This is a genomic window from Deinococcus sp., assembly GCF_030523985.1.
Classification (GTDB): domain Bacteria; phylum Deinococcota; class Deinococci; order Deinococcales; family Deinococcaceae; genus Deinococcus.
Genome location: NZ_JAUNHK010000041.1, coordinates 1 through 12,645, shown reverse-complemented (window position 1 = coordinate 12,645; position 12,645 = coordinate 1). Strand labels below are relative to the sequence as shown.

Genomic DNA, 12,645 nt, shown 5'->3' with positions numbered 1-12,645 from the left:
CGTGCTGCGTGTCGGACGCGGCCCACGCAACGTCAAGAACGGGGCGAGCGGCTGATCACGCTCTGAAAAAGACTTCGCGTATGCGAACGATTTTTCCGAACGGCATGAGTAAGAGAAAATGCGGGTCTGGGCGACGCGGACTTGCAAAGCGGCGAAGCAGAGCACATTCGGGCGGTTTTCCCAGATGTGCGGAGTAAAGTCCAGACCCGTATGAGTTGGCGAGGAACTTTTTTTCCCGGCCCGCAGACAGTCTGCGTGCTAGCCTGCCCGCATTATGTTCGAGTCGCTGGGCAACAAATTGCAGGACATTCTGGAAAAGCTGGGCCGTGAGCGCCAACTGACCGAAACGCAGGTCAAGGCGTCCATGCGCGAAATCCGGATGGCGCTGCTCGAAGCCGATGTCAACTTCACCGTCGCCAAGGATTTCGTGGCGCGGGTGAGCGAAAAGGCCGTGGGCCAGGAAGTGCTGGGGTCGCTCAACGCCGGGCAAACGGTCATCAAGCTCGTTCACGACGAACTGATTCAGACCCTCGGCGGCGAGTCGGCCCAGCCCAAGCTGGAAAAGTCGGGGAACATCTGGTTCATGGTCGGCCTGCAAGGCGCGGGCAAGACCACCAGTTCGGGCAAACTGGCGGCGCACTACAAGAAACAGGGCCGCAAGGTGCTGCTGGTCGCCGCCGACACCCAGCGCCCCGCCGCCCGCGACCAGCTCGAAGTGCTGAGCAAGCAGGTCGGCGTGCCGGTGCTGAAGGTGGAGGACAACGAAACGCCCGCCGAAACCAAGCGCCGCATCGAGGAGCATCTGGCCCGCGACCCGCGTGACCTGGTCATCGTGGACACCGCCGGACGCCTCCAGATCGACGAAACACTGATGAACCAGCTCGCCGCGCTCAAGGCCGAGTTGCAGCCCACCGAGACGCTGCTGGTCGTGGACGCCATGACCGGGCAGGAAGCGCTGAACGTCGCCCAGTCGTTCGACGAGCGCATCGGCGTGTCGGGCCTGATCATGACCAAGATGGACGGGGACGCCCGTGGCGGCGCGGCGCTCTCGGCCCGCACGGTGACGGGCAAGCCAATCTACTTTGCTGGGGTCAGCGAAAAAATTAACGGCCTGGAACCCTTCTACCCTGACCGCGTGGCCGGGCGCATTCTGGGCATGGGCGACGTGCTGGGGCTGATCGAGCGGGCACAGGAAGCCGACCTCCGGGCAATGGAAGCCAAGAAGCCCGGCGACTTCGACCTCGAAGACCTGCTGCTGCAACTGCGCCAGATTCGCAAGCTGGGGCCGCTCGGCGACCTGATGAAGATGATTCCCGGCATGAGCCGCGCCTTGCCCGAAGGCTTTACCATCGACGAAAAGCAGCTTCAGCGCATCGACGCCATGATTTCTTCGATGACGGTCAAGGAGCGGCGCAACCCCAAAATGATTGACGGCAGCCGCCGCAAGCGCATCGCCAAGGGCAGCGGCAGCAGTGTGCAGGACATCAACAAGCTGCTCAAGATGCACGAGCAGATGAAGGAAATGATGAAGATGCTCGGCCAGATGTCCGGCGGCAAGGGAGGCAAGGGCATGCGGATGCCCAAGCTGCCACGTGGCGGCGGGCAGATTCCGCCCAACCTCAGGAAGTAAGGCGGGGCGAGGGGGAGCGGACGCAGGGGCCGGGAACAATGACCCGCTTCCGCTCCTGAATTTTTCCGTGTCAGCACGCTTTTTTTCAGCTCCTCCCAAATCGTCTGCCGGGCCGCATGGTACGCTTCGTCACTGAGATGACGTTGCCTTCTTTGCTGACTTTCCAGGGCTGGCCCTCCGCCGGACAGGTGCGCCTATGACCGTTGTCGCCGCGCTGCTGTCCTGGTTCTTGATGGGGCTGTTCATTCACTACAGCAAACGGTTCGGCTGGGGCCAGCGCGTGCGCGTGGACGGCCCGCAGACCCACCTTGTCAAGGACGGCACGCCCACCGCCGGGGGAGTCGCCTTCGTACTCGCCTTGCTGTTGGTTTTTGTGGTGGTGCTGGCCTCGGGCGGCATCAGCGGGGCCATCTTAGGCCGCGAAATCATGATCGTGCTGGCGATGCTGGGCATGGGCATCATCGGCGGCATCGACGACTTTCTGAAAATCCGTTCGCGCAAGTTCGGCGGCAAGAGCGAACTGCTCGCCCGCGAAAAGTTCCCCTTGCAACTGCTGGTGGCGCTGCTGTTCGCGGGTTTTGCCGCGCCGCTCGCCAGCCATGAACTGCTGCCCGGCTTTATGCACATCGGCGGCTATCCCATCTTCGACATGCTCTGGATTGCCTTCGTGATGGTCGGCAGCGTGAACGCCTTCAACTTTACCGATGGACTGGACGGTCTGCTGGCGGGCGTGGGCATGATCGTGCTGCTGCCGCTGGTCGCCGTGTCGCCTGTCGCGGCGCTGATGGTGGCGGTGCTGCTGGGCTTCCTGTGGTTTAACGCCCACCCCGCCCGCGTCTTCATGGGTGACATGGGCAGCCACGCCATCGGGGCCGTCGCCGCCGGAGCCTACGCCCTGTACTCGGACGTGTGGCTGCTGCCGATTGCCGCCATTATCCCCGTCGTGGCAGTGCTGAGCGTGGTCATTCAGGTCGCCTCGGTCAAGCTCCGCAACAAGCGCGTCTTCAAGATGAGTCCGATTCAGCACCACTTCGAACTCAGCGGCTGGCCTGAAACTCACGTTACGCTGCGCTTCTGGGTGATTACCGGGATGGCAACGGCCCTGACCTGGTGGCTGATGGGTGGCAGGCCCTGAGGGATGTTGAGGGTGAAGGGTAGAGAGTGGGTTTTACAGTAAGCCAGGGCAAACGCTCTGGCTTTCTGCGTTGAGCCATCCACTCTCTACCCTCTACTCTCTGCCTTCCCCCCTCTACAATCCTCCCCGTGACCCTGCTTCCCTCCCCCGACCTGCTGGCCCGCGCCCTGGAGCGCCGCGCCGCCCTGCCAGCAGCGGGGACGACGTTTTACCGCGCCGTGCATACCACCGAAACCGCCGGAGCCTGGACGCTGGACGTGGCAGGCGACGCGGGCGTGCTGAGCCTGTATACCGAACTGCCCGAGGACGCCGAAACCGAACTGGCGGCCCACTGCGCCGAGGCGGCGGGGCTGGCGGGGGTCTACCTCAAGCGCCGCCCGCCCGAAGCGCGGCACCTGGCGAACGTGGCCCGCGAGTGGCTCTCGCCGCCCGACCCGGTCTGGGGAGAAGCCCGGCCCAGCGTGACCGCCCTGGAAGAAGGCGTGCCCTTCCTGATTCGGCCCGGAGCCGACCTCAGCCTGGGCCTGTTTGCCGACGCCCGGCCCGCCCGCCGCTGGGTACGCGAGCGCGGCGCGGCGCGGGTGCTCAATACTTTTGCCTACACCTGCGGCTTCGGCCTCAGTGCAGCCCTGGGCGGAGCACAAACGGTCAAAAATGTCGACCTCTCGCGCAAGGTGTTGCAGTGGGGCCAGCAGAACTACGCCCTCTCCGGTCTGGACGCCCCCGACCAGGATTTCCTGTACGGCGATGTCTTCGAGTGGCTGGAGCGGCTGCGAAAGCGTGGCGACCTGTTCGACCTGGTCATTCTCGACCCGCCCGGTTTTGCCCGTTCCAAGGCGGGAACCTGGCGGGCCGACAAGGACTATGGGCGTTTGGTGGCGCAGGCCAGCGCCGTCACGGCGGCGGGCGGGCACCTGCTCACCCTGCTCAACCACGCCGGAGTCTCGGCGGCGGGGCTGGCGCGGCAGGTGCAGCAGGGACTGGCGAGCAGCGGCAGGCCGGGCAAGCAGGTGCAAACGCTGGGGCCGGGGCGCGACTATCCGGGGGCGACCCACCTCAAGGTGCAGGTCTGGCAACTGACAGACGGCTGACGGCTGGCTCCTCCCCTGGGCTCTCGCCCCTCCACTTCACTTGAATTTATAAAGCATGGCCTGTCGGCCTTCGGGTAGACTGGGGGCATGACTTCCACTTCCGAACCCCAGCCGCAGGTGCTTCAGGCCCTCACCACCCCGCAGGACGTAGACCAGTTTCTGAAGGACTACCCCCTCGCCGCCATCTTCAAGGCGGGCACCTGCCACAAGACCATGCAGGGCTTCGGCGTCATCGAAACCTTCTTGCAGCGCCACGACCTGCCTATCGGGTTTATTCGCGTGGTGGACTGGCGGCCTGCCAGCAACCACGTCACCGAAATGACAGGCATCACCCACCACAGCCCGCAGTTCATTCTGTTCCGCGACGGCAAGCCCCAGTACGAGGTCAACAACTGGGACATCACCCCCGAAGCCCTCGCTCCCGTCTTTAGCCAGCATGTTCCCCAGCGCAGCGGCGCGGCCCAGGTGCAGACCGAAGGCGGCGTGGAACCCTACCGCCAGCTCATGCAGGCTTATCTGGACGGGCAACTGAGCGACTGGGCCTTCCAAGACCAGTACGTGACCCTGTTCCGTGACGACGCCAGCCTGCGTTCGCAGCGTGAATTCGACCTGCTGTCGCGCCTGTTCGGTGACCCCGACGCCTACCACGGCGGCCTGCACCAGCTCGGTGCCCCCCAGGAGCGCGGCGACCTGCGGGCCAGGGTTCAGGACATTCTCAACCAACTCGGGTAAACGCCGAGCTTGCCCGAGCCGCCCCTGCTTTCACAGGCGGGGGTGGCTTTTTTGCTCGCCCTTGCTGGGCCAGTGTTCCCCTGACCAGAGACGGCAATAAAGAAGATTTTCTTACAATTGTAAGTAGAGCGTAAGACTTCAACAGGTGTCATGATGAGGAAGATTGAAAGTCAAGTCGGCCTTCCCCTTCACTCTCTTTATCTCTAGCGCTTCGCCCCACCTGACATGACCCAGAATCCTGCTCCCCCCCCAGCGCCTCTGCGCCTGCCTGTCCCCCAGGACCAGGCGGTCTTTCAGCAGCTTTCCACCGATTTTTACCCCTGGACCGAAGTCGTCACTGAGCTTGAGGCCCGCGAAAAGCACAACCTCACGGGCGTGCTGGACGTGCAGCAGCAGGGGCGCTGGGCCAGGTTCGTGTGGGTACGGGGCCAACTGCGCGGGGGTATGGCAGCCAGCGGCAGCGACGTGACCCTGGGGGACGCCATGCGCGGCCTGCCACGCGCCCAGGTATCGCTGGTGCAGACCGAGCCGCTGGTGGCCGAGGTGCTGTGGGAGTCGCGCAAGACGCTGCCCCAACGCCTGAACGTGGCCTGGCCCGAAGTGCAGACCCTGCTGATGCGGGAGCATTTTCAGGGGGCGCTGATTTCCGGGCCGCACTGCTCTTTCTGGGAGGGAGGGAGAGTGATGACCGGGACACTGCCGCAGACGGGCGCTCCCTGCTTTACCCTCGCGTCCAGCAACCGGCTCAACCGTGAGGTGCTGCTGCGCGTCTGGAGCACGCTGATTCAGGCGACCCACCGCATCGCCCCCCGCTTCGACGAAACCTGGAAGCAGGTCAGCATGCAGCTTTCGACCCGCTTTCCGGTACTCGACCCCTTCGCCAGCGAAATCCGGGTCAGCCGGGGCCAACTGACGGTGGAAGAGGAAGTGCCGATGCAGGAACTGCGCCCGGCCATGCTCGAAGCCTACCGATACTGCCTGCAAAAACTGAACCTGCGCCTGAGTGAAATCGCAGTGGGCGACCTGCGCGACACGCCCGACTGGGCCGCCGCCGGACTGGAGAAACTGTGACGCGCTGGAACCAGGACATTCCCCGCTGGCCCACCGGCCTGCGCGACGATACGCCGCTTCCCTACTCGACTTGGCGGGTGCTCGACCTGGTGGACGGACGCCGGACGCTGGCCCAACTGTCACGCGAACTCGACCTGAGCCAGGAAGAAGTCGAGCAAGCACTGGAGCAGGCGCAGAACTGGACCAGCCGCGCCCTGCGCCGCGAACAGGTGGTGACGGACGCCCTGCTAGACCATGTCACCCAGGCCCTGGTCAGCGTCATCGGGCCGATAGGAGAATTCATGGTGGACGACGCGCTGGACGCGGTAGGCGAGCAGGCCACCCTCTCGGCCCTGCTGGCAACCATCGCACCCGAACTCGACGAAGCCCACCTGCATCAGTTTGTCCGGCAACTGCGGACGCGGGGGCTGGCCTGATGTTCCCACGCCCGCCTTCACCCTTCGCCCCACGCTCCGGTCATCCGCACCCCGAGAGGAATGCCGCATGAAGTACACGGTTCTGATTCGCCAACCTGTTTCCGATGAAGTGCGTCCCCAACTGGAAGAGCAGTTGGTCCAACGCTTTGGCCTGAAACCCGAACAGGCCCAGCGCTTGGCTGCGCGGCGCGCGGGCCGCCTGATGAAGCCCACGTCGCACGCCCGCGCCGAACTGCTGCTTCAGGTCTTCGAGTCGGTGGGCGCGCAGGTGTCTCTCGAGGAAGTGCGGCCCGAAGCGGGAACTGCGGCTCCGTCCACTGCGGCCCCACTTGCGGCAGACGAGCCGGGCACGTCCATCGCCGACCCGTTCACGACCCCGGCTGCCCCTGACCCCTTCGCCATTCCTGCTGCCGACCCCTTTGCGGCCCTGGCCCCCGACCCCTTCGCCGCCCTCGCCAGCAGCACACCGGAAAAGGCCCAGCCCGTGCTCACGACTTCCGACGACGACGGGCTGCTCATCGCGCCACCAAGCACCGTCATGACGGTATCGGCAGCCACCTCAGCCGTGACCACCGACCCGGACCAGACCGACGAACTGCCCGACTGGGCCAAAGCCGCCAGCGCAAAGCTGGAGAAGGAAAAAGAGAAGGGCCAGACTGCCGGGGGGGCAAGCCAGACCGCCGCCGGAGCGGACGACTGGGCCGACTTTACCGGGGCGCTGAATGTGAGTGACGACGCGCCTGCTCCGGAGCGCCCCGTCCGCGACGTTTCCCGGCAGTCGAGCGAGTTCCTGACTGCCGTGGGTGATGACGTGGCCGTGTCGGGCCAGCCGCGCAACAGTGTGACCCAGCAGATTCGTCTGGGCACGCTGTTGCCGCTGGCCCTGTCAGGACTGCTGACCATGCTGCTGATGGCCCTGACGCTGCCCCGGCTGCAAAACCGACTGACCCAGGAAAACGCGCAGACGCTCGCTTCGGTGGTCGGCACCTCGCTCAACACCCGCAGCACCGGACTGGAATCTCAGCTGACCGCCATCGCCAAGAACCCCAACGTGGGCTTCGTGCGGGTGGAAGTGCCGAACGGACCGACTACCCTGCGCTCGCTGGTCACGTCCGACCTGAGCGCACTCAACACCCGCCTCGGTGACTGGGCCAAGAGTGGCGAGGCGAGTGGGCAATTCCGAATCGGTAACCAGAGCTACACCATCAGCCGCGTGTCTATCATCCGCAACAGCCAGGGTGCCCTCAGCGCCGTGCCAGTGGGCGCGGAGAACAAGGCCCCCGTCGTGCGCCGGGTCATGGTGGGCCTGTCCAACGGCCAAGCCATATCCAACCTGCGCAACACGCTGCTGCTGGTGCTGCTGATGACCCTGCTGGGTCTGGTGCTGGCGCTCACCTTCGCCGCCCGCGCCGCCCGGCAGATCGTGGGGCCGCTAGAGCGTCTGGTCGAAGTGGCTGACGCCATCTCGCTGGGTGACCTGACCCGCCCGGTCAAGATGGAGCGCAACGACGAAATCGGCGACCTCGCCCAGGCCCTCGAACGCATGCGCCTGAGCCTCGAAGCCGCGATGGACCGTTTGCGCCGCCGCAAGCGCATGTAACGGAAACATCCTTTCGCGTCCCCCACCGGCCCGCCCGGTTGGGGGCTTTTCTTTTGCCCGGTTGAACTTTGGGAGCGTCCCCTGTTGTTCCACCCCTGGGGGGTTATTTACACCGTGTCTTTTTTCATTTTAGACTCTGTTGGTTTTTTCATACTCTCCCCCCCGCCTTTCAAGGAGTTGTGCCATGTCCCGTCCCGCTGTCCTCCCTGCCTTGCTCGGAACCGCCTTGCTGCTGGCCTCGTGTGGTCGCGTCACGTCCCCTACGCCCGCTGCTCAGAATGTCGCATCGGCCCAGGTGTCGCCCTCTGCTTCGCTCTCGGCCCAGTCTCTGCCTGACCCGCTCGACCGCCTGTATGCCCGTGAAAGCGTGACCCTGCCCGTCGTGCAGAAAAACGGCAAAAAGGTGGGCGAAGTCCGGGTCCGGCTCGACATCGCCAAGGTTCGCAGCGGGAACAGGCGTTTCAGTGGCGTGGGCGAAGTGACCGTGACCTCGACGGCGCTGCAGGTGGCCCAGGCCGAAGCCAGCGTGACCCTCTTCAACCCCGACGGCAGCGTGCGCGACCGCAGCCAGACCCAGGAAACCCTGCGCCCCGACGACTTTTTCGGCTCCGACCTGTTCCACCTGCCTTCGGGCAGCACGGTGGCCCCCACCGACCTGGGCAGCCGCCCCTACTGCGCCGAAACGCAGGTGCGCGTCACCTTCGCCAATCGCACGGCGGCCCAGAGCGCCCGCTTCCTGGCCCCCGTACAGACCCGACTGCGCGTGTGCAGCGGCCAGGGCGAGCAACCCGACCCGCTGGCGAATGTCGTCGTGCAGGCAGCCCTGACGCCCGTTGCAGGCGGCGTGCGCCCCAGCGTGAGCGTGGAAGGTGCGCCGGAGGGCTACTCGATTTCCGGTCAGTTCACCTTTGCCCGCAACGACGGCACTTGCGGCTCTCTCCTGACGGGCAGCGAAAACGTGGTGGCCCCGCGCAACTTCGAGAGCCTGACCCTGGCGGCGCAGGGCCGGGCCGTGCAGGGCGCACCCGCCGACCTGACCCTGGTGCCTGTCGTCCACCTCTACGACGACGACGGCATCATGGTCGAGAAAAATCTGGACGCCCCCTGGCCCTGCCTGAACGGGCCTACCGACGAAGAATAAATCTCGAAACTGAAACGCCAGCCGCCCTGCCTCCCAGCGGGACGCTGGCGTTTCGGCATTTGGGGCCGCACCCCGCCGCGCAGCCGCTAGCATGTCGCCCATGCGCGTTGTTCTGAAGCTCGGCACCAGTGTTCTGACGGCAGGCACCGACCGCCTGCACCGCCCCCGTCTGGTGGACCTGATGCGGGGCATGGCCGAGGTACAGGCCCAGGGGCACGAAGTCGTGCTGGTCACGAGTGGCGCGGTCACGGCGGGCTGGGAGGCGCTGGGCTTTCCCCCGCGTGAGCGCACCCTGGCGGAAAAGCAACTGCTGGCGGCGGTGGGGCAAGTCCAACTGATGCACCTGTACACGTCGCTGGCCGAGTTGTACGGCATCCGGGCGGCGCAACTGCTGCTGACCGCCGACGATTTCCGCGAACGCACCCGTTACCTCAACGCCCGCACCACCCTGGAAAGCTGCCTGAGCCGGGGCGTGTTGCCCATTATCAACGAGAACGACACCGTGGCCGTCGAGCAAATCAAGGTGGGCGACAACGACACCCTCTCGGCCTTCGTTGCCAACCTGACGGGGGCCGACCTGCTGGTAATTCTGACCGACGCGCCGGGCCTGTACACCGCCGACCCGCGCAGCCACCCCGACGCCACGCTAATTCCGGTGGTCGAGCGGGTCACGCCCGACATCTGGGCGCTGGCGGGCGGGGCGGGCAGTCACCGGGGCACGGGCGGCATGCACACCAAGATTCAGGCCGCCGAAATCGCCACCCGCGCCGGAACCCCGGTGGTCATCGCGCCGGGTGACGCCCCCGATGCCCTGCGCCGGGTGGTGGGCGGCGAGGCGCTGGGCACGCGCTTTCTGGCACACGGGTCGCGGCTCGAAGCCCGCAAACGCTGGATTCTGGCCGAAATTGCCCACGGGCGGCTGCTGCTCGACGAAGGCGCGGCGCGGGCGGTGCGCGAGCGGGGCAGCAGCCTGCTTCCGGCGGGCATCCGACATGTGGAGGGCGAGTTCGAGCGCGGGCATACCGTGCGCCTGATGGCCCCCGACGGGCGAGAGTTGGGCCGGGGCCTGACCCGCTACCGGGCGAGCGACCTGCGGCGCATCGGCGGGCATCATTCCCGTGAAATCGAGGGGCTGCTGGGCTACAGCTACGGCGACGAAGCCATTCACCGCGACGACTTGGTGCTGATGGCGGAGGAGTGAGCCTTTGACTCTGACGGCTGTAGACGTTTAGACCTCTCCACGTTTCGACGCCCCATCCTCCCGCCTCTTTTGGCGCTCGGTTTGGGCGGTCTACTACACTGGCGACCATGACCGACCTCCGAGACATGGGCCAGCGGGCCAGAAAAGCCGCCCGCACCCTGCGTTCCCTGCCCACGGCCCGCAAAGCTGCCGCGCTGGGGGCCATCGCCGCCGAGTTGCGCCAGCGCAGCGCCACAATTTTGGAGGCCAACGCGCAAGATGTCGCCGCCGCCGAAGCTGCCGGACTGCCCGCCCACATGGTGGATCGCCTGCGCCTGAATGCCGCGTCTCTGGCGGCGATTGCCAACGACGTAGAGGCGGTGGCCGCCCTCCCTGACCCAGTGGGCGAACAGACGGCGGAGCAGGTGCAGCCCAGCGGCATCCGGGTATCGCAGCGGCGCGTGCCCCTGGGCGTGCTGGGCGTGATTTACGAGAGCCGCCCCAACGTGACGGTGGACGTGGCGGCCCTGGCGCTGATGTCGGGCAACGCGGTGATTCTGCGCGGCGGCAAGGAAACCGTGCAGTCCAACGCGGCCCTGGAAGACGCCATTCACGCGGCCCTGCAAGCGCAGCAGCTTCCCGCCGACGCCGTGCAGGTCATCCGCGACCCGGACCGCGCCCGGATGCTGGAACTGCTGCGGCTCGACGACTGCGTGGACGCCATCATTCCGCGTGGGGGGGCCGGGCTGCACCGATTTTGCGTGGAGAACGCCACCGTGCCCGTCATCGTCGGCGGCATCGGCGTGGTTCACCTGTATCTGGACGAATCGTTCGTGCAAGGCCCGCAGGACGTGGCGCAGGCGGCGACCATCGCCCTGAACGCCAAAGTGCAGAAGCCGAGCGCCTGCAACGCGCTGGACACGCTGCTGATTCACCGCGCCGCGCTGCCTGCCCTGCCGGGCGTGGTGCGCCCACTGCTGGAGGCCGGAGTCGAATTGCGGGCCGACGCCGAGAGCCTGGAGGTGCTGCGGGCCGCTGGCCTGAACGCCCAAGCTGCCGCGCCGGGCGACTACGGCACCGAGTTTCTGGCCCTGATCGCCAGCATTCGCACGGTGAACGGACTGGATGAGGCACTCGACTTCATTGCCGAGCGGGGGGGCCACACCGACGTGATTCTGACCCGTGACCCCGAGCAAGCCACGCGCTTCGTGCAGGACGTGGACAGCGCCGCCGTGGTGGTCAACGCCAGTCCCCGTTTCAATGACGGCGGGCAACTGGGTCTGGGGGCCGAGGTCGCCATCAGCACTCAGAAGCTGCACGCCCGTGGGCCGATGGGCCTGCGCGAACTCACGACGACCAAATGGGTGGTGCTGGGCGACGGTCAGGTGCGCGGCTGAAAGCTCTGCCCTCACCTCTCCTCACCTGCCGCTCCCTATACTGAAGTGTTACGCCCGCTGGCGACTTCTCTCCCCTTCTCTGAGGTTTTTCGATGACTCCTATCCTGACTCTGTTTCTGGTTTTGTTTGCCCTGGTGTGCGTGGGCCTGGTCTTTTTCGTGCTGCTGCAAGTGCCCAAGCAGGCGGGCCTGTCGGCCAGCATGGCCTCGGGCGGTTCGCTGCTCGGCGGGCGCGGCGTCGAAGGCGGCCTGGTGCGCGTGACTTCGGTGCTGGGCGGCCTGTTTATGCTGCTGGCTTTCCTGATTGTGTTCATCTCGCGCTGAGTAGGTCGAAGTTCATCTTTAGATGGAGTACCGGAAAAAGTACGTCGAACCGGGAATGAAGCGTTTTCGGTGCTGTTCCGAAAATGCGAAATGTTAGGTTCGACGTACTTGACGCTCAGGCCCGCAAAAATCGCAAGGGCAGCCCGCCAAGATGTTCCGGTGGGCTGCCCCTGTCTTATGGCGCGGCTACTTCTTGCCTGCGCGGTTGTCCACATCCAGCGGGCGAACTTTTTCGCCTTCCTCGCCCGCTTTGAGGCGGTCACGCGGCGCCACGACACTGCCGGGGCCGACCTCCACCCCTTCGCCCAGGTGTGCCCCGGCCCCGATGACGGTGGGGCGGCTGTTGGCGCTCTGCCCGCCGACCCGGGCGTTCACGCCGACTTCGGCGCCCTGGTCGATGATGGCGTGGCTGACCCGCGCTCCGGCCCGCACCACTGCGCCCGGCTGCACCACCGCGTCACGCACGACGGCCCCCGCTTCGACCCTGGCACCCGGCGCAATCAGGCTGCGCGTCACCTCTCCGGCGATGACCGCGCCGCCGCACACGAACGCCGTGTCCAGTCGCGCCGTCTTCTCGATGCGGGTGGGCGGACGGGTGATGCTGGACGTGATGAAAGGCCAGATCGGGTCGTCCAGTTCCAGGCCGCGCCCGTCCAGAAAATCGCGGTGGCTCTGAAGGTAGGCTTCGAGCGTGCCGACATCCATCCAGTAGCCCGACATGGGAAAGGCGTAGGCGTCGCCGCGCTCTACCAGCGCCGGAAGCAGCTCCTCGCCGTAGTCGCCCAGCGGCCCCTTTTTCGCCAGGTCGTCCAGGGTGGACAGCAGCGTTTTGGTGTCGTAGACGAAGATTTCGGCGGTCACGGTGCGGCCCAGTGGTTGGTCGGGTTTGTAGGCGAAGGCCGTCACCTGTCCGTCTGGCCCCGCCTGCA

Annotated in this window: 12 protein-coding genes; 11 read left to right on the top strand and 1 reads right to left on the bottom strand. The window is 66.0% G+C overall.

Annotated features, from left to right (window positions below; translation table 11 throughout):
• The first annotated feature begins 274 nt into the window (after positions 1–274).
• The 11 genes from ffh to secG all read left to right on the top strand — a co-directional run bounded on the left by ffh (position 275) and on the right by secG (position 11,716).
• Positions 275–1,630 (top strand): signal recognition particle protein, encoded by a 1,356-nt coding sequence (ffh, locus tag Q4C89_RS07830; protein ID WP_303102049.1) that lies wholly within the window; start codon positions 275–277, stop codon positions 1,628–1,630.
• Positions 1,631–1,826: 196 nt separating this feature from the next.
• Positions 1,827–2,765: a phospho-N-acetylmuramoyl-pentapeptide-transferase gene (locus tag Q4C89_RS07825; protein WP_303102048.1), complete on the top strand. Its 939-nt coding sequence runs from the start codon at positions 1,827–1,829 to the stop codon at positions 2,763–2,765.
• 128 nt (positions 2,766–2,893) lie between these two features.
• The gene (locus tag Q4C89_RS07820; protein WP_303102047.1) at positions 2,894–3,856 is read left to right on the top strand and encodes a class I SAM-dependent rRNA methyltransferase; all 963 of its coding nucleotides are present in this window, start codon (positions 2,894–2,896) and stop codon (positions 3,854–3,856) included.
• An 87-nt stretch (positions 3,857–3,943) separates the two neighbouring features.
• The gene (locus tag Q4C89_RS07815; protein WP_303102046.1) at positions 3,944–4,588 is read left to right on the top strand and encodes a thioredoxin family protein; all 645 of its coding nucleotides are present in this window, start codon (positions 3,944–3,946) and stop codon (positions 4,586–4,588) included.
• Positions 4,589–4,813: 225 nt separating this feature from the next.
• Entirely contained in the window at positions 4,814–5,659 is an 846-nt protein-coding gene (locus Q4C89_RS07810; protein WP_303102045.1) for a hypothetical protein, read from the top strand.
• A complete protein-coding gene (locus Q4C89_RS07805; protein WP_303102044.1) occupies positions 5,656–6,075 on the top strand; it encodes a hypothetical protein in 420 nt (139 codons plus the stop codon). Before Q4C89_RS07810 ends, Q4C89_RS07805 begins: the two co-directional genes overlap by 4 nt.
• Before the next feature lie 67 nt (positions 6,076–6,142).
• A complete protein-coding gene (locus tag Q4C89_RS07800) occupies positions 6,143–7,675 on the top strand; it encodes a HAMP domain-containing protein (RefSeq protein WP_303102043.1) in 1,533 nt (510 codons plus the stop codon).
• 184 nt (positions 7,676–7,859) lie between these two features.
• On the top strand, positions 7,860–8,816 hold the full coding sequence (locus tag Q4C89_RS07795; RefSeq protein WP_303102042.1) for a hypothetical protein: 957 nt from the start codon (positions 7,860–7,862) through the stop codon (positions 8,814–8,816).
• A 100-nt stretch (positions 8,817–8,916) separates the two neighbouring features.
• The gene (gene proB / locus Q4C89_RS07790; protein WP_303102041.1) at positions 8,917–10,017 is read left to right on the top strand and encodes a glutamate 5-kinase; all 1,101 of its coding nucleotides are present in this window, start codon (positions 8,917–8,919) and stop codon (positions 10,015–10,017) included.
• A gap of 107 nt (positions 10,018–10,124) precedes the next feature.
• Positions 10,125–11,393 (top strand): glutamate-5-semialdehyde dehydrogenase, encoded by a 1,269-nt coding sequence (locus tag Q4C89_RS07785; RefSeq protein WP_303102040.1) that lies wholly within the window; start codon positions 10,125–10,127, stop codon positions 11,391–11,393.
• Between the two features lie 92 nt (positions 11,394–11,485).
• On the top strand, positions 11,486–11,716 hold the full coding sequence (gene secG / locus Q4C89_RS07780; RefSeq protein WP_303102039.1) for a preprotein translocase subunit SecG: 231 nt from the start codon (positions 11,486–11,488) through the stop codon (positions 11,714–11,716).
• 186 nt (positions 11,717–11,902) lie between these two features.
• On the opposite strand, the gene Q4C89_RS07775 is transcribed toward secG, so the two are convergent.
• Positions 11,903–12,645, bottom strand: a 743-nt coding sequence (locus Q4C89_RS07775; protein WP_303102038.1) for a sugar phosphate nucleotidyltransferase, incomplete at its 5' end; no start/stop codon positions are given.